Origin of the sequence: Duganella rhizosphaerae (assembly GCF_040364205.1) — a bacterium.
GTDB classification, from domain to species: domain Bacteria; phylum Pseudomonadota; class Gammaproteobacteria; order Burkholderiales; family Burkholderiaceae_D; genus Rugamonas; species Rugamonas rhizosphaerae.
The window spans coordinates 19,278-36,009 of record NZ_BPWK01000014.1 but is presented as its reverse complement, the minus strand read 5'-3'; the positions used below and the strand labels follow the sequence as shown (position 1 = coordinate 36,009).

The window sequence follows — 16,732 nt, the reverse complement described above, 5'->3', positions numbered from 1 at the left end:
CAACTGGCAAAAGGTTTCAAAACAAATAAAATATTTTCGGCGGCGGCGGCTCAGTCTCGCCGGCTGCGGTAGCTTTGCGGGGCCAGGTCCTCCTTCGGCGCCAGTGCTTGCAGGCGTTTGTACAGCACCCGCGTTTCCAGCAGGTTCCATACGCGCAGCATCGCTTCCAGCGTGTCGAAGGGCTTGGTCAGGAAGTCCTTGGCGCCCAGGGCCAGCGAGCGGCGCTTGGCTTCGGCAGTGGCGTCGGCGGTGATCACCAGCACCGGGCGGAAATCGTAGGGATCGCCGCGCCGCTTGAGCCGTTCCAGCACCGCGTAGCCGTCCAGGTCCGGCATCATCAGGTCCAGCACGATCAGGTCGGGATCGAAGGCGGTGTAGAGGTCGAGCGCGGTCTTGGCGTCGGTGGTGCCGACCACGTGGGTCAGGCCCTCGCCGATGAACAGGTCTTCCAGCAGCCGCAGGTTGGCGAGCTGGTCGTCGATGATCAGGATGCGGGAGGCCAGCACTTCGTTTTCCATCATCGGGTTTGCTCCATCAGGTCCAACAGGGCGAAGAATGCCGGCACGTTGAGCGGCTTGGCCAGGTGGCGCTGCGGCGCGTCCGCATGCGGTGCGGCGCCCAGCAGCACGAGCGCGCTGCCCGAGGCGCGCAGCTCGGCGCTGGCCTGGCCGCTGGCGACCAGCAGCAGGTCGGGCTGCCACTGGGCGGCCAGCGCGATGCCGTCAGCGGTATCAGCGACGGTGGCCACGCGCCAGTGCGGACGGCGCAGCATCAGCGTGGCGATCAGGGTGCGGGTGGCGGCGTCGTCGTCGATGCAGACCATGCCGTGGGTGGCCGCGACGGCCGGCGCGACTTGCGCCTGGCTTGGCGCCGGGCCGCTCGCGGTGCCGGACGTGGGCGCAGTGGCGGCGGGCAGCGTCAGCGTGAAGCGGGTGCCGGGGCCGGGCTGGTGGCGGATATCGCCGTGCATGGCTTGCATCAAGCTCTTCGACACGGCCAGGCCCAGGCCGGCGCCTTCGGTCTTGCCGCGCTCGATGCCGAGGCGGTCGAAGGGCGTGAACAGCCGCGCTTCCATCGCGGCGGGAATGCCGGGGCCGTTGTCGTCGATGTGGATGGCGACGGCGCCGCCTTCCATTGCGCAGACGATGCCGACCTGGCCGCCGGCGGCGCCGTACTTGATGCCGTTGGACACCACATTGAGCAGCACTTGCAGCAGGCGCTGGCGGTCCGCCATCACGGCCAGCGCACCGATGTCGTCATGGTGCAGCCGCACCGAGCGCTGCTGCGCCAGTGGCCGCAGCAGGGTGATCGCTTCGTTCAGCAGCGGCGCCAGCGCCACGGGCGTGCAATCGAGCGTCAGCTTGCCCGCTTCGATGCGGCCGATGTCCAGCACTTCGTCAATCAACGACAGCAGATGCTGGCCGGCCTGGCGGATCTGCACCGCGTGTTCATGGTCGCGCTGGTCGCTTAGTCCGCTTTCCAACAGCTGGGCGTAGCCGAGGATGGCGTTCAGAGGTGTGCGCAGTTCGTGGCTGGTGCGGGCCAGGAATTCGGTCTTGGCCTGGCTGGCCGCCTGCGCCGCCGAGGCGCGGCCGGCCAGCAGCACGCTGGCCTGGTGCAGCCGGTCGGACAACTGGCCCAGCTCGTCGGTGGTGGCCAGCGTCGGCTTGAGCGGCAGGTCGCTGTTCAGGCGTTCGGCATTCTCGGCCGCGAGGCGCACCCGGCGCACCAGGCCGAAGGTGAAGGTCAGCGTCGCCAGCGCACCGGTCAGGCCGGCGGCGATGACGGCGATGGTCATCCACAGGTTGCGGTTCGATGCCTGCTGCAAGGCCAGCGTGCGCTGCGCGACCAGCTCGGTTTCGTGCAAGTTCATGGCGCCGATTTCCGCGCGCAGCTGGTCGAGCACCTGTTTGCTGGCCAGCAAATGCTGTTGCAGTTCGACGCTGCTGGCGTTGCGCTGGCCGCGCAGCACTTCCAGGCTGTCCAGTTTGTTTTGCAGCAGCGGCCGCACGTTCTCCAGGCGGCGGCGCTGCTCGGGATCGCTCACGGTTTCCTGCAAGCGGGCCATGGTGGCCGGCAGTTGCTGGCTGGCGACGCGGTAGGGCGTGAGGAAGTCGTCGCGCCCCGTCAGCAGGTAGCCGCGCACGCCGGTGGCCGCTTCGGCGATCTGCGTGTGCAGGCGCTGGATGTCGGCCTGGACCTGCATGGTGCGCAGCATGTCGGCGGTGGCGGCGGCGGTGCTGCGTTCCAGCGTGTAGCTGGTCGCGGCCGAACCCAGCAGCAGCGCCAGCGAGGCCGCGATGATGACGCCGCCCTTGACGCCCAGCGACCAGTGACGCGGGTGAAGCAAGCGGTTCATACGCCGAGTCCGAAATCGGCGGCGCGCACGGCCGCCTGGGTGCGGTCATGCAGGTCCAGCTTGTGCAGGATGCGTTCAACGTGGACCTTGACGGTGCCAGCGGCGATGCCCAGATGCTCGCCCATGGCGGCGTTGGTCCAGCCGCTGGGCAGCAGCGCGAACACTTCCAGCTCGCGCGGGGTTAGCAACTTGAGCGCGGCTGCCGCGTCCGGTGCGGCCACGCGTGGCGCGCTCTGGCGCGGCGTGGACAGGGCGGCTGCCAGCAGCGTCGCCACTGCTTGCAGCGTGGCCAGGTCATCGGCGCTGGGCGGCGGCGCGTGTTGCGGGCCGAGCAGGGCGAGGATGCCGCGATTTTTGCTGTCCAGGCACAGGGGCACCAGCACTTCGAGCCCGGTCTTTTGTTCGCGGCCTATGCGCAGAGCGCTGATCACGTCCTGCCGCACCAGCGGCGGCTGCGGGCCGGGTTGCAAGGCGGCCTGCAGGGTGGCCGCGTGGCCGAGGCGGGCGCCTACCGGCAGCGTCTGGCCCTGGCTGGCGCAGACTTGCAGGCCATCGTCCTGGGTGGTCATCAGCAGGCCGTCGTCGAGCGACAGGAAGGCCAGCATCTTGGACAGGATGGTGGCAAGTGCGCCGGGACGCGCGCCATCGCTGGCCAATACGCCGGCGGCGTCGGTCAGCAGGCGCCAGCGGGCGACGCTGCTTTCGATCTGGCGGTAGCGGCTGCGCGCGGCGCGGGCAGTGGGGAGGGCGGTGTCGTTGGGCATGGGCGGCATATGGCGGTTTCTGGGAATTATATGCCACTCGGCATACGCGAATACCCCCGGGCGGCAGATTTTTTGTACCCGAGGCCACGCGATACTGATTGCATCGGCGGCCAATACCGCGCTCGCCGACTCAACCACTGGAGCTGATTATGAAACGAATTCTCATCACCCTGGCGCTGGCCGCAAGCAGCCTGGCCCATGCCGACGCGACGCACTCACCGAAAGTCTATCTGGAAGTGGCGGCCGCGCCGGCCGATGCCCGCGAGGCGGAAATCGCCGGCCTGTTCGACCGTTGGAACGCGGCGCTGGCCACTGGCGATGCCGAGCAGGTGACGCGCCTGTATGCGCCGGACGGCGTGCTGGAACCGACCGTGTCGAACGAGGTGCGGTCGACGCCGGCGGGGATCAAGGATTACTTCGTCAAGTTCCTGAAGATGAAGCCGGCCGGCATCATCAACTATCGCCAGATCCGCCTGCTCGGTGCGGACGCGGCGCTGGACACCGGCGTCTACACCTTCAATGTGACCAAGGACGGCAAGCCGCAACAGGTGCATGCGCGCTACACCTATGTCTACAAGAAGGTGGACGGCGCGTGGAAGATCCTGAACCACCATTCGTCGGCGATGCCTGAAGCCGTGGCCAAGTAAGCGGCGCGGTGGCGCATCAGTCGCAGGCGTCGTCGATGGCGACGATGCGCCACTGTCCTTTGTTGTAGCGCAGCGTGCGGCCGTTGACGCAGGCTTCGTTGGGCCAGTACTGGAGCACGACTTCGTCGCCGGATACGCGCATCTCGGCATCGCTGGCCTCGCCCGCACCGAGCAGGGATTCGAGCAGTGCGGCGTTGACGGCGACGGTCGAGACCTGCTCCTCGCTGCCGGTGTCGCTGCTCTTGGTGGTGATTTTCTTCGGGGTGTGATCGCCCAGGTAGGCGACGTTGCCCGGCGTTTTGGCGCCGCATAGCAGCAGCTCGGTCAGGCTCCAGGCGTCGTCAGGCGCGGGCGATTTGAGCAGTTGCTTGCGTAGCATGGCCTTGTTCGTCGCCGTGCAGGAGCTTGGCTTTTCGCCATCGTCGGGCAGCGTCTGGAACAGAAAACGTTTGTTGCTGACGCTGAGCATGTGGCGCTTGTCGTCCGGCCCGTTCAGCCACTTGAAACTGATTCCGCGCCCGGGACCGTCGAACTTGACCGACTTCTTCAGGTCATTGGGGAATTCGGTTTCCAGCGTGAGAGAGGTGAGGCAGCTTTGCAGCAGGAAGGAATCCACATAGTTCAGCTTGCCGTTCTTGTGCAGCATCAGCACCGCGTGGTCTTCCAGGCCGGCCCCGCAGTAGCCGGTGGAGCGGGGCAGCTTGGATGGCATGCGCAACAGCAGCAGCGCCAGCACGCTGTCCTTGGTGATGTTTTCCGAGTAAACGGTATCGATCATTTCGGCTTTGTCCAGCCAGGCGGCTGCCTGGTCTTCCGTTGGCGTCGCAAAGGCCTGCTGCGCGCAAAGGGCGATTGTCAGTATCAATCGCTTCATCGTTTGACCCGGCTTTCAGGTTTGACGGCGGCCTCTTTCTTCAACACCCACTCGACTGTCAGGTCCTTGCCATCAGGGTAAAATTTTTGGCCGACTGGCTTGAGCAGGTAGAACGGGCCGTCGGGGTAGGCGGGATCGTTGGCGGTCAGCTTGTACCAGGTGGCTTTGATGCCGGCCGGCGATTCGCTCACGGCCGCTTCGATCAGGTAGACCTCGTTGCCGCGCGCAGCCACGAAACCGTCGATCATGGTGGTTTCGCCGTGGGAGACGTTGAACCAGGTTTCCTGTTGGTCATCCCGCGATTTCACGATGGGGACGTGGATCCAGTCTTCGCCGGGCTTGGCTTCAAAATAGAAGGTCATGCTGCGCTTGTAGCGCAACACGTCTCTGACCGTGCCAGCCACCATGACCAGCTTGCCTTTCAAGGCCGGCCACTGGTGCAGGCCTTGTTGGCTGGAGGCGACGTCGGCGTGGGCGGGAGGCGTCAAAGCCAGCGTGAGGACCAGGGCGCAATATGCGACGAGCGTTTTCATTTCTTGACTTCTTCGGGATTCTCGTTAATTGATAGCGTTAAATACAGCAGCGTCCGCTCTGGCCCGGCGCAAATAAATCCTTCTACAGGCCTCGCCGATTTTGTGATCGTGGTCGCGTATTTTCGGCAGTCGTATTTGCTGGAAAGGTCGGCACTTGCGTTCTGGTTCTGTTCCAGCATGGTACGGAACGCTTTGTTCAGCCAGGGCCTTGCAGCCGCTGGAGCGATGTAGGTGGCACCTGTGGCCTCCTTGTATTCGCTGAATGCAGACTTATCGGACAGCTGCAATTCCGCCACCAGGGTCGTGAAGTCGTTAGAGCTTGGCAGCATGCCTGTATCTTCGGGCGTCGCGAAGATTTCCCAGCGGCCGGACTTGATTGGCATGTCGATATTGACGATCGCGCGTAGTCCGGCCACGTCATTGGAGACTATCGGCGTCCTGTCGGAGCACGCGCCGAGTAAAATAATTGAAACTAGAAATAGACCGAGTATTCCAGGCATGGTGGTGTAGCGTAAGCGCAAGACACAAAGATTTCGTTTCATTTTCCGCTGGCACAGGCAGGTCTTCCACCAGTGCCGCCGATCCATTGCCCTGTTTCGGTCATTGAACGGAGGCCGAGGTTGCGGCGGTCTGATACTCCGATGGCGGAAGCGAGGTCTCATGACTCAAAAAAATCTGCTGCCGTTCCATATCGGTCGGCAGCATGACCGTATCGCCGGGAATGGCTTGGTTCATGAGGAGCGGTTTAGCTAACGCTGGCTACCTCAGAATGTGCATTGGCATATGCTACTTGGCGGTTTTCGCGGGAACGAGCGGCAGGATGCCGCCTTCGCACATTTCGTCTTCCACGCCTTGCCCCTTCGGAGCGTTGAGGTCGGTGCACAGCAGTACCTTCGCTCCCGATTTCTCGGTGCTGCGGATGTAGCTGTTGTGTAGCACGGTCTTGGATGGCTTGTTGTCGGAGGGCTGTATGCCGGACCAGTCAAAGCGGTAGCCGTTTGGAATGAGCTTCAACGAAGGTACTGGCTTGGCATCCGGCATGCGGGCGTTCTTGTCGGTGACGGCTGCGCGCCAGATGTTGCGCATCTGGGCCGTCTCGGCATCGTACAGGTAGTAGTCGACTCCCATGTGATACCGGCCCGGCGCGGTTTCCGCTTGCAGGCACGCCATCCGTACCAAAGCGTGCGCGGCGGAGGCCTCGACGATCTGGATCGAATATTCAGGGCAGACGGAACTCTTGTCCCCGAGCGGAGACGCGATTCCGAACGTATGCTGCAGGCCAGCCTTGCTGAAGCTCAGCTGCCCCAGCTTCGGATCAAGACGCATTTCCAGTCCGGCCGCTTTCACAACCGGCATCTTGAGCCGTTCCGGCTTGGTCGAATCCGAATTCAGACGGATCGAGGCCCAACGGCGCTGGTCGTCGTCCCCCTCGCGTATCTCGTTCGAACGCGCGGCCCCTTCACGCAGCCGCTGTTCCTGCGGATCTTCGCCGGTTGCGGTGTTGCCGCAAGGAGTGCTGGTGCAATTTTGCGTCTTGACGGGCGCGCGCGCATCCTGGGCGCACGCCGGCAGGAGCGCGGAGCTGATGATCAAGGGCAGGCAAAGCAGTAATTTCTTCATGGTCTATGGATTGTTGGTGCAATTTTGAATGAACAACAGCGGATCGACACGGTTGTCGAGGCCTCCGCATTTTTTGAGCGCGTCTTTCCGGACTTCGAAATGCAGGTGGGCGCCCAGCGCAATGGACTTCATGTCTTTCGCATTGCCGCTGCATCCCGATTTTCCGATCGGATCGCCGGCGTAGACCTTGGTCTTGTTCTTCTCCGGCATCTCGCTGAGGTGGGCGTAAAAGAAGCCGATGGTCTTGGCGCCCGGATTGACCTTGCGGAAGGCTGCCGCTTGTGCCGGCGGCAGGTCGTCGATGCCTACTTCCAGCACCAGTGTATTTCCATACGCATAGCTGGCGTTTGGCGCCTTGCTGGTATGGACGACGCCATTGGCCACAGCGAAAATCTTCGTGCCGGGATCGGCAAGCAGGTCGATGCCCTGATGGCAGCGTTTGCCGCCCTCACGCGTCCAGCCGAACTTGGCGCCGGTCTTGCTGGCGAGGTGGGCAGTGCGCAGTGTGCAAGTGGCCAGCGGATCATGCCATTTTGCGCCATTGCCCGCATTGGCGCCAGTCGTTGTCGCCGGCTCCTGTTTGGTCGCCGGCGGCTGCGTGACTGCCGGCGCCTTCTTGGTCGCGGCCGGTGCTGTAGCCTTCGGTTTCGGCGCAGCCGGCATTGGTTGCGATGCCAGCGCCGACAAGATGGCTGCCGCCGTACGCGGCGGCTTCAGGAACTTTTCCTTATCCTGTACCACAAAGTTGTTGACGTTGATTTTGGCGTCCGTATAGCCCAATAGCCATCCCTTGTAAGCCGCTCGCGGATCGTCATTATATTGCTCCAGCAGCTCGGCCATCTTTTTTTTGCTGGCCTTGGAGGTACCCAGTTGCTGCTCCAGCAGATCCTGCGCATCATCCCGTGACAGCTGATCGCCGATGCCGACCAGACGCAGCGCGCCTTTCAAGCCCTCGTGATGCAGAAGATAGGCCAGCTTGGCCTTGTCCTCGGGCGGCAAGCCGTCGACATTGAACTTGGTTTTCTTTGCGAAGTTCTTCAGATTCAGCTTGGCGTAGGTGGCGGCGGCATCGATGGCGTAGCGTGCTTCCAGGCGCTTGGCCAGCAGCTGCGTTTCGCTCCACTTCTGGCCATCTTTGTACAGCAGCGAACTGTCATCGGCATACACGTCCTTCCAGGCCGCGCCGAAAAACTGCGCCAGGCCTTGCGCCTTGCCAGGCGAAGACTGGTTCGATTTTTCCTGCCAAACGCCTTCTACTTTGGCGGCTTCCGCGTGGATCATGGCCGCCAGCGACTGCGGCGTCAGGGCGTGAGCCTTGGCGGCGTCGATCAGATAGCGGCGGAAGGGTTCATTGCCTGGCTGAAGCCGCAGATTGGCTTCGGTGTAGATGGTCGCCACGCCTTGAACCGGCTTGCCTGCTTCCACGCGGGTTTGCTCTTGCGCGGTCTGGCCCTTCGCCAGTTGGGCGTTGTTGGTGGTGCTTTGCTTGACCGCGTCGGCGCTTGAGGTAGCCGTGCCGCGTTTGTTCTGCAAGGCGCCATCGACTTTGACCTGGCGCGAGTCCAGGTGCAGATTCCATTGGCCGATCGGCAGGATCTGAAGGTCCAGCACCGGTTCCATCTTCTTGCACAGATCCTCGACCCAGACCTTCAGCCCGCGCGCATGGTCCAGTATGCCCAGCGAGAGCGAGTTGCCGTTGAGCGCATGCTCCTCCTCACGACCGTCATAGGCCACCTTGACGCGCTTGGGCGTAACGCCTTTGAAGTCCAGGCCTCGAAATTTCAGCTTCACCTGCGTATCCGGCGTGGCGGCGCCATCGGCCCCCGGTATCAGCAGCAGCTGCCCCTCGTGGATCAGGTGCAGTTGCTTGCCTTTCAGATGGTTGGCCGAGGCCAGGGCCTGGACCGTCACGCCGTGTTCCCGGGCGATCTTCCATAAAGTATCGTGCTTGGCTACGGTGTATTGTTCCATATTGGATCTCTAAAGGTGTTCGGTGTCGCGATCTTCGTCCAGCTCACCCGGCTCGAACGACGACTCTTCGTCTTCATCATGATCGCCGACCTCCTCGAATTCGGCGGACCAGCCTTCGTAGCCGACCAGCGCGCGGTATTCCTGGTTCTTTGGCGCCGTCAGCACCGGCGCGGCGCCGCTGTCCGGCAAGGTGCGCTTGGCGATCAGCTCATTGTTCTTCTTGTCGTAGAATGTCACCAGGGCGTCTTTCAGTGCCAGTCCTTCGGCGCTGAAACCCATGATTGTAATTTCGTGCGGGCCAGCCACTTCGGCTGGCATTTTCTGGAAGGTACTAAGCAGTGTGGGCTGGTTCGGCAGCACCGCCGCTTTCGACGCGCCTGCTTCAAATACGTGCTTGCCACCCTTGACGGTGAAGTTGCCAGGGCAGGTGAACGTGATGTCGCCGCCTTCCAGCGTGATCGACGACTGGCCCGCTTGCAGCACGATCTTCTGGTTGGCCTTGATCTCGATGCTGTCGTTGACCGAGATGACGGTGATCGACTTGTCGGCCAAAATTTCCAGCTGGTCGGTGTGCGCCTCCAAAGACACCGGGCCGTTGCCGGCGATGGCCTGGATGCCGCCCGCGTGCGAGAAGTAGCTCACCGCATTGGCCGCCACCGACGATACCGTGTATGCGGCCGTCATCTGCACGTCGCCCTGCGATACCCAATGCAGTTGCTGGCCCGCGAACAGCACGGTCGATGCCGGCGTGGCCCAGTTGATGCTGGATGGCGCGTCCATCAGCACCAGCGGGGCGCCGAATTTTTCCACCGGCCTGGCCGCGTCCAGATCGCGCGCGCCATCTTTCGCCTTGCTGGCCTGCTGGCCGTTGACCGCGCCGGCATGTTTGCCCTTGTCCTTGGGATCGAGCTGCGCGATGAAATCCTTGTGCGCTTCCGCGGCCGGCTTGCTGGACAAGGCCTGCTGCTGCGTGGCCGCCTCGCTGAGCCGCTCCGCCAGTTCCATCGACGATTTCAATGAACCGAGCGCCTCGTCCGCATCCATCTGCGTCGACCTGACGCTGCTGCCCTGTGCTGCGCGCGCGCTGGTGGTCAGCAGCACACCCTCGGCGCCGCGCACCGTGGCCCAGGCGTCGGTGCGCAGTTCGAAGCCGCTGCCGCGATAGGCGCCCCGTTGGGCGGAGGAGGGGTCTTGCTGGATCAGGTAGCCCAGGTTCAGCTGCGTGGCGGCGCTGCTGGTGGCCAGACGCGTGCGAACCTGGCCGGGCGTGTCGTCCAGCTGCCATTGGTTGTAGCCGCCGCCGTCGAAGTTGTGGCTGTGGATACCGGACAGCGTGCCCGCGTGATTGGCGCCCGAATCCACGCCCGCCGAAAACGGCGGCAAGTCGGAACCGGTGTACAGCTGCGCCACCACCATCGGCCGGTCCATATCGCCTTCGATGAAGTCGACCAGCACCTCGGTGCCGATGCGCGGCGTGAATTGCGTGCCCCAGTTTGGGCCGGCCAGCGCTTCCGCCACGCGCACCCAGGTGCCGGAGCTTTCGTCGCCGGGTGCGTTACCCTTGCTGTCGGTGTTGTGTCCCATGCCGCCGGCGTTGGCGCCTTGTCCGCGCTGCCAGCTGAACTGAATCTTGACCTGGTGGTCGCGATCCGTGGTGGCGACCGCGCTGGCCAGGCCGACCACCGTCGCCGTCTGCGGCCCCAGCGCGGTGCTGGCGTGCGGCGCGGCGGTGGCGCGGGGCACCACGGCCACGCTGTCGCGCACGCAGCCGAAGCTGTTGCGGTAGGTGCCGTTCTCGATGGCGCCGCCGATCAACGAGGCGGCCGTCTTGATCTGCGACTGGATGTTGTTGCGCGCTTCGTGGCGCACCCACAGCACCATGAAGCGGTTGTCGCCGTCGGCGTAGCGTTCGTGCTGCGTCAGCTGGAAGCCGTGGCCCGCAGCCAGGCGGCGCACCGCGCCTTTGCCTTCGAAGACCTTGTTCTCCAGTTCCAGCGCTTGCAGCATCAACTGGCTGTGCGGATCGGTGGCGACGCCGTTGTCGGCGCCGCTGGCGATGCGCTCGCCGCTGCCGTCGTACACGGCCAGCACCGGCAACTCGCCGGCATCGAGGCTGGACGCCTGTTCGGCCGATGGCGCCAGCAACTGCGCCGGATCCCAGCTGCTGATGGTGATGGCGTTGGCCTGCACCTGGCGCCGCGCGGAGAACTGGTCGATGGCGTCGTCGGTGTCGGTGGCGCGCACGCCGTGGAAGCGGATCTCGGCGTCGCCCGGCGTATCCGGTGCGCGCGCCTTGCTGTCGAAGATGACCAGCTTGTGCCTGGCCTGGCCGTCCTTGCTGTCATCGTCGGCCTGGTCGTGCTCGAAGCGCCAGCTCAGGCCTTCCGAAGCCAGCAGGCGGGTGAAGAATTCGAGGTCGCTTTCGCGGTACTGGGTGCAGATCGCGCGCGGCTCCAGCGTTTGCGTGACGTCGAATTCAAAGCGTAGCTGCGGATAGTCGGCCAGCAGTTCGGTGACGATGTCCTGGGCGTTCTTGTCCTGGAAAATATAGCTGTCGCGGCGCAGCCGCAGCAGGGCCAGCGCGGGCTCCAGCTGCAAGCGATAGCGCGCCACGCCGCCGTCCGCCCCCAGCCACGCGGCTTCGGTGCAGATGCCGTGCCATGCGCGTTTGCTTCCGTCCGGCTGCAGCAGCGTGACGGTCAGCTCTTCGCCGATGAAGATGGTCAGATCCAGATCGGTCGAGACGCTCAGCGCGTCCACTTCGAACGCATACAGTTCGTTGACGCCTTCGCGGCCGCTGAAATGTTCGGCCATCAGCGATTCGGGCAGGCCCGAATCCTGGGCGCTGGCCAGCGTGATCAGGCGCGCGTGTTGACTCAGGCCCGTGCCGAACAGGCCGAGCGCCGAGGGAATTTGTGACAGCAGGTCCATCAGGGCAGTGTGATCGTCAGGTTGGCGGCGCGCGGCGCCATTTTGACCACGTCGTTATACGCATTCATGCGGTTTGCGGCATTGTGGTCCAGCGAAGTGCGCAGGCCGATGTAGCCCAGCACGCAGATCAATCCAAACACGGAGCACAGCACCCACACCGGCAGGTCGCTGCGCAGCTTGTGCTTGATCTGGTCCGGGCGCTCGGCATGCGGCGCGAAGCCGCCGCGCTTGCCCTTCATGTGGGCGATTTCGTCGCCCAGGCGCGAGGTCAGGTAGTTCAGCTTTTCCGAGCCTTCGAGGATGTACTTGCCCTGGAAGCCCAGCAGCAGGCACATATGGAACACCTCCAGCGCCTGCATGTGGGCGCTGCCGCGTGCGCGCAGGTTCTCCAGGCGGTTGTAGAAGTTCTCGCCGGCCAGCTGGTCGCCGAACAGCACCAGTTGCAGCGGGCGGCGCTCCCAGGCGTCGCGGATGGTGAAGCTGGAACGCAGGATGATCTCGTCGACCGCCGCGCAGAAGGCATATTTGGCGTTGTCGATATCGTCCGGCGACGCGTTGTGTTTTTTCGCGCCGCGGCCGAAGTCGTCGAGGAAGGCCGTCATCTTGCGGGCGAATTCGCCGTCGTCCGCAGGGCCATTGCCGTTCTTGAGCATGAACAGCGCGTAGAAGCCGTCGTACATCAGGTCGAGCAAGGTTTGCGGGGCGCTGGCGGCGCTCGGCGGGGCGCCGGCGCCCATCAGGGAAGGTGCGGTAACGCTATTCATGTTTGGTCCTCAGTTCAGGAAGTAACGGCCACCAGGTCCAGCTTCAGGTCGTGCATGCCGCCGGGGACGTAAATGGAAATCGATTGGGCTTGCAGCATGCGCTCGTACATCTGGCCCTTGGCTTCGAGCGCGAAGTAGCAGGCGTCCGGACGCACCGGCACCGCGGCCGGCACTTGCGGCGAATGGGTCAGGCGCACGCCCGGCATGGCCGACAGCACGAATTTTTCGACGTCGTCCGGTGCGCCGATCTTGAAGCGCAGCGGCACGATGTCCACCAGTTCGCTGGCCGGCAGGTCGGCCGAGACGGCGATGTAGAACGTGGTCTTGTCGTCGATCTTCTGCGAATCCAGCATGCCGTGGTGGTACGAAGGCTTGACTTCCTTGAGCGCGATGGCGAAGTACTTCGACGAGATCACCGTGTCGAGCAGTTCGCGGATGATCTGGTGCAGCTGGGCGAAGCCTGGGCCGGGATCGGTGTGCTGGTACGGCGGCAGGTCGGCCAGGTTCCAGCTTTTCGAGAAGGTCATCAGCGCGCCGGCCAGCGACAGCAGCTGTTCGTACAGCCGCTCCGGATGCAGCGTCGGATGATGGAAGTAGTGCGACAGCGAGGCAAACGCCGAACTGGCCGTGTGCAGCAGCCAGAAAGAGGACATGTCGCCGGAGCGGAATTCGATCACATGTTTGCTTGGTTCGCGGTGGTGGCCATACAGCGCGCTCACCTTCGCCTGCAGCGCGTCGATCAGGCGGCGCAGTTGCAGGAACAGCAGCGGCGAGCTGCGGATCGACAGGCTGGGCGCGACAAACGCGGCGTCCAGCTCGAAGCCGCCGGTGGCCGCGCGGCGCAGGCGCAGCAGCGGGAAATGGGTGTACGAATCGCGCGGCTCGAACTCCGACACCAGGCGTACGGTTTTCTTTAGATAGCTCAGTTGCGCCGACGCGGCCTGGGTGTACAGGTCCGGCGTGTCGCGGTTCGATTGCAGGAAGCGCACCGCGTTGCCGCCGTTGGCGGCGTCGCCGAAATTGCCGCCGAAAGGCTTGAACGAGGGCAGGGCGGCGTAGAAGGTCACGCTCTGCTGCGATTGCAGCATCTGGCTCAGGTCCACGGAATCGGGCAGTTCATCTTCGCCGGGAGCGCTGTACAGCTCACCGTCCTGGAAGCGCAGCGACAACTCCAGCACGCGCAAGGTGTTGTTGGCCAGGGCGTCGCGGTCGATCTGCAGCTGGTTCACACCCCAGGCGTAGGGGTGCAACGCCAGCATGCTCTGATGCAGGCGCTGCTCGTGATACTGGTCCTGTTGCTGGAAGTGCTGCGGGCGCAGGAATAAGCCTTCGCCCCATAGAATTTTGCTGCTCATGCGTGCGTCCTTGAGAGTGTGGCGCATTGATGCCATTTGTTAAGTAGCAGAACAATAACATTTCTTGTCCAATCGCCGCGCCCGTTTGGTTTCTATCGTGCGCAGCTTAAAAAATAGGCAACTCGGACCTTGGCGGCACTAAAAAGTTCCCCTTCCCAACCAAAAATTCAATTGAACGCGGTCAATAATAAATTTCTGATAACGTGGCGCCTGTTGGAGAAATTAGTGATTAAGCATTCTTTTTTGATATTTAGTTTGAGGACAGCATGAATACCGTTATTTCCTTTGGCCGCATCGGTCGTTTCATTGGCGCCGCTGTCTGCGCCGCATCGCTCACCGCTTGTATGACCGCCCCGGTCGTTCAGAAACCCGCCCTGCCGAGCATGGAAGATATGCTGGCCAAAGCCAGCCAGGCCAGCGGATCGGGACAGAAGGAACAAGCCATTACATTATGGAAAGAGGCTGCAGTAGCCTATCCGGCCGACAAGACGCCGTGGACCAATATTGCACAGACCCGTTATGAAGCCGGCCAGTATGGCGACGCTATCGTCAACGCACAGGAAGTGCTGGTGCGCGATCCGAACGACCGCCTGGCCAACAGCATCATCGCCATCAGCGGCTTGCGTTTATCGACGCGCGCGCTGTCGGACTTGAGCCGCCAGAACAATTTGTCCGGATCGCTGCGCACCGAGTCGCAGGACCTGGCCAAGTTGCTGCGCGAAAGCCTGGGGGAGACCGTGCTGGTGCCGCCGCAACCAACACCGGCGGCGACTACGCCGGCGCGCAACGCCAATGCCAACGCCAAGGGAAAAAAGGGCAAGCACAAGGCCGAAGAAGATTCGAGCGCCAATCCGTTCAACGCATTGAAGTAAGCATTCTGAATTCAACCCAACGATAGGGGAATCCCATGTCTAAAAATACAAGTGTCCAGAAAAAATTGCAGAAAATTCGTCCGCCACGGGTCCAGATGACCTATGACGTTGAAATCGGCGACGCCATCGAAAACAAGGAACTGCCTTTCGTGATGGGCGTGGTCGGCGATTTCGGCGGCAATTCGGAAGTCGAGCAAAAGCGCCTGAAGGACCGCAGCTTTGTCGGCATCGACCGCGATAACTTCGACGAGGTGCTGAAAGCGGTCGAACCGCGCGCCGCCTATCGCGTATCGAATGAGCTGAGCGACGAAGCCGGCCAGTTCGCGGTCGACCTGAAATTCAAGTCGATGGACGACTTCCGTCCCGAAGCCGTGGTGCAGCAGGTGGAACCGCTGCGCAAGCTGCTCGAGGCGCGCACCAAGCTGGCCGACCTGCGCAACAAGCTGGCCGGTAACGACAAGCTGGAAGACATCCTCAACGACGTCTTGAACAGCACCGAGAAATTGGCCGAACTGGGCCAGCAAACCACGAAAGCCTGATCATGTCCGCTCAACTGACTCCAGGCGGCGCGCCCGCCGCCGCCACTGAAATGGCTTTGCTCGACCAGATCGTCGAGCAGAGCAAGGTCGCCAAATCCAGCGCCGAGCATGCGCGCGCCAAGGATTTGATTTCCGAACTGGTGAACCAGGTCATGGACGGCACCGTGGTCGTTTCCGACAACCTGGCCGCCACCATCGACGCCCGCGTCGCGGAACTGGACCGCATGATTTCGGCGCAGCTGTCGGCCGTGATGCACGCGCCGGAATTCCAGAAGCTGGAAAGCAGCTGGACCGGCTTGAACTACCTGGTGCGCAACACCGCCACCGGCCAGAACCTGAAGATCAAGATGCTCAACGCGACCAAGAAGGAATTGGTCAAGGACTTCCAGTCCGCGCTGGAGTTCGACCAGAGCACCATGTTCAAGAAGGTCTACGAAGAAGAATTCGGCACCTTCGGCGGTGCGCCGTTCGGCGCGCTGCTGGGCGACTACGAGATCACCCGCCAGCCGGAAGACATGTACTTCATCGAGCAGATGTCGCACGTGGCCGCCGCCGCGCACGCGCCGTTCATTTCGGCCGCGTCGCCGGAGCTGTTCGGCCTGGAAAGCTACAGCGACCTGGGTAAGCCGCGCGACCTGTCCAAGGTGTTCGACACCGTCGAATACGCGAAGTGGAAGTCGTTCCGCGAATCGGAAGACTCGCGCTACGTCGGCCTGACCTTGCCGCGCTTCCTGGGCCGCCTGCCGTTCAACCCGGCCGATGGCGCCACCACCGAAGGCTTCAACTTCGTCGAGGATGTCGACGGCACCGATCACCAGAAATACCTGTGGTGTAACGCCGCCTACGCCTTCGGCACCAAGCTGACCGCAGCCTTCGAGGACTACGGCTGGTGCGCGGCGATCCGCGGCGTGGAAGGCGGCGGCCTGGTGGAAGACCTGCCGACCCACACCTTCAAGACCGACGAAGGTGAAGTGGCGCTCAAGTGCCCGACCGAAATCGCCATCACCGACCGCCGCGAAAAAGAACTGAGCGACCTCGGTTTCATCTCGCTGGTCCACTGCAAGAACACCGACTACGCCGCCTTCTTCGGCGCGCAATCGGCGCAGAAGGCCCGCAAGTACGCCAGCGAGGCCGCCAACGCCAACGCCGTGCTGTCGGCGCAGCTGCAATACATCTTCGCCGTCTCGCGCATCGCCCACTACATGAAGGCGATGATGCGCGACAAAATCGGCAGCTTCGCCGCCGCCTCGAACGTGGAAGACTTCCTGAACCGCTGGCTGACCCAGTACGTGCTGCTGGACGATAACGCCAGCCAGGAACAGAAGGCCCAGTTCCCGCTGCGCGAAGCATCCGTACAGGTATCCGAAGTGCCGGGCCGTCCAGGCGTCTACCGCGCCGTGTCGTTCCTGCGTCCGCACTTCCAGCTCGACGAGCTGTCCGTTTCACTCCGTTTGGTCGCGGAGCTCCCTGCATCGACCAAGAACTAAGCAGTACTTACTTTAA

The 16,732-nt window shown here is 63.1% G+C and carries 16 protein-coding genes; 4 read left to right on the top strand and 12 right to left on the bottom strand.

All coding sequences use genetic code 11. The features are described 5' to 3' along the window. Nucleotides 1-50: 50 nt before the first annotated feature. Genes RUGAMON1_RS24745 through RUGAMON1_RS24735 form a run of 3 tightly spaced genes read right to left on the bottom strand, consistent with a single transcriptional unit; the run spans nucleotide 51 to nucleotide 3,132 of the window. On the bottom strand, nucleotides 51-521 hold the full coding sequence (locus tag RUGAMON1_RS24745; RefSeq protein WP_445233014.1) for a response regulator: 471 nt from the start codon (nucleotides 519-521) through the stop codon (nucleotides 51-53). Then, the gene (locus RUGAMON1_RS24740) at nucleotides 518-2,359 is read right to left on the bottom strand and encodes a hybrid sensor histidine kinase/response regulator (RefSeq protein WP_445233013.1); all 1,842 of its coding nucleotides are present in this window, start codon (nucleotides 2,357-2,359) and stop codon (nucleotides 518-520) included. Before RUGAMON1_RS24740 ends, RUGAMON1_RS24745 begins: the two co-directional genes overlap by 4 nt. Further along, nucleotides 2,356-3,132, bottom strand: coding sequence for a response regulator transcription factor (locus tag RUGAMON1_RS24735; RefSeq protein ID WP_445233012.1), 777 nt, complete (start codon nucleotides 3,130-3,132; stop codon nucleotides 2,356-2,358). The genes RUGAMON1_RS24740 and RUGAMON1_RS24735 overlap by 4 nt, the downstream gene beginning before the upstream one ends. A 140-nt stretch (nucleotides 3,133-3,272) precedes the next feature. Here RUGAMON1_RS24735 and RUGAMON1_RS24730 point away from each other — a divergent pair, with 140 nt between their 5' ends. After that, the gene (locus RUGAMON1_RS24730; RefSeq protein ID WP_445233011.1) at nucleotides 3,273-3,770 is read left to right on the top strand and encodes an SgcJ/EcaC family oxidoreductase; all 498 of its coding nucleotides are present in this window, start codon (nucleotides 3,273-3,275) and stop codon (nucleotides 3,768-3,770) included. 16 nt (nucleotides 3,771-3,786) lie between these two features. Here RUGAMON1_RS24730 and RUGAMON1_RS24725 read toward each other — a convergent pair whose 3' ends face one another. The 9 genes from RUGAMON1_RS24725 to tssK are packed head-to-tail and all read right to left on the bottom strand — an operon-like array spanning nucleotide 3,787 to nucleotide 13,818. Next, entirely contained in the window at nucleotides 3,787-4,644 is an 858-nt protein-coding gene (locus RUGAMON1_RS24725; RefSeq protein ID WP_445233010.1) for a hypothetical protein, read from the bottom strand. After that, a complete protein-coding gene (locus RUGAMON1_RS24720) occupies nucleotides 4,641-5,177 on the bottom strand; it encodes a hypothetical protein (protein WP_445233009.1) in 537 nt (178 codons plus the stop codon). The genes RUGAMON1_RS24725 and RUGAMON1_RS24720 overlap by 4 nt, the downstream gene beginning before the upstream one ends. Next, on the bottom strand, nucleotides 5,174-5,719 hold the full coding sequence (locus RUGAMON1_RS24715; protein ID WP_445233008.1) for a hypothetical protein: 546 nt from the start codon (nucleotides 5,717-5,719) through the stop codon (nucleotides 5,174-5,176). The genes RUGAMON1_RS24720 and RUGAMON1_RS24715 overlap by 4 nt, the downstream gene beginning before the upstream one ends. A 58-nt stretch (nucleotides 5,720-5,777) precedes the next feature. After that, the gene (locus RUGAMON1_RS24710) at nucleotides 5,778-5,912 is read right to left on the bottom strand and encodes a hypothetical protein (protein ID WP_445233007.1); all 135 of its coding nucleotides are present in this window, start codon (nucleotides 5,910-5,912) and stop codon (nucleotides 5,778-5,780) included. A gap of 51 nt (nucleotides 5,913-5,963) precedes the next feature. Beyond that, nucleotides 5,964-6,797 (bottom strand): hypothetical protein, encoded by an 834-nt coding sequence (locus RUGAMON1_RS24705; RefSeq protein ID WP_445233006.1) that lies wholly within the window; start codon nucleotides 6,795-6,797, stop codon nucleotides 5,964-5,966. A gap of 3 nt (nucleotides 6,798-6,800) precedes the next feature. Further along, a complete protein-coding gene (locus RUGAMON1_RS24700) occupies nucleotides 6,801-8,768 on the bottom strand; it encodes a peptidoglycan DD-metalloendopeptidase family protein (protein ID WP_445233005.1) in 1,968 nt (655 codons plus the stop codon). A gap of 9 nt (nucleotides 8,769-8,777) precedes the next feature. Continuing rightward, nucleotides 8,778-11,699, bottom strand: coding sequence for a type VI secretion system Vgr family protein (locus tag RUGAMON1_RS24695; protein ID WP_445233004.1), 2,922 nt, complete (start codon nucleotides 11,697-11,699; stop codon nucleotides 8,778-8,780). Further along, complete coding sequence (gene icmH, locus RUGAMON1_RS24690) at nucleotides 11,699-12,463, bottom strand: type IVB secretion system protein IcmH/DotU (protein ID WP_445233003.1); 765 nt, start codon at nucleotides 12,461-12,463, stop codon at nucleotides 11,699-11,701. Before icmH ends, RUGAMON1_RS24695 begins: the two co-directional genes overlap by 1 nt. Before the next feature lie 14 nt (nucleotides 12,464-12,477). Then, nucleotides 12,478-13,818 carry a type VI secretion system baseplate subunit TssK gene (tssK, locus tag RUGAMON1_RS24685; protein ID WP_445233002.1) on the bottom strand — a complete coding sequence of 447 codons (1,341 nt, stop codon included), beginning with the start codon at nucleotides 13,816-13,818 and terminating at the stop codon, nucleotides 12,478-12,480. A gap of 383 nt (nucleotides 13,819-14,201) precedes the next feature. On the opposite strand from tssK, the gene RUGAMON1_RS24680 reads away from it, so the two are divergent. The 3 genes from RUGAMON1_RS24680 to tssC are packed head-to-tail and all read left to right on the top strand — an operon-like array spanning nucleotide 14,202 to nucleotide 16,716. Continuing rightward, the gene (locus tag RUGAMON1_RS24680) at nucleotides 14,202-14,690 is read left to right on the top strand and encodes a tetratricopeptide repeat protein (protein WP_445233001.1); all 489 of its coding nucleotides are present in this window, start codon (nucleotides 14,202-14,204) and stop codon (nucleotides 14,688-14,690) included. Nucleotides 14,691-14,725: 35 nt separating this feature from the next. Next, on the top strand, nucleotides 14,726-15,229 hold the full coding sequence (gene tssB, locus RUGAMON1_RS24675; protein WP_116989050.1) for a type VI secretion system contractile sheath small subunit: 504 nt from the start codon (nucleotides 14,726-14,728) through the stop codon (nucleotides 15,227-15,229). A gap of 2 nt (nucleotides 15,230-15,231) precedes the next feature. Then, a complete protein-coding gene (gene tssC, locus RUGAMON1_RS24670; RefSeq protein WP_445233000.1) occupies nucleotides 15,232-16,716 on the top strand; it encodes a type VI secretion system contractile sheath large subunit in 1,485 nt (494 codons plus the stop codon). Nucleotides 16,717-16,732 lie beyond the last annotated feature (16 nt).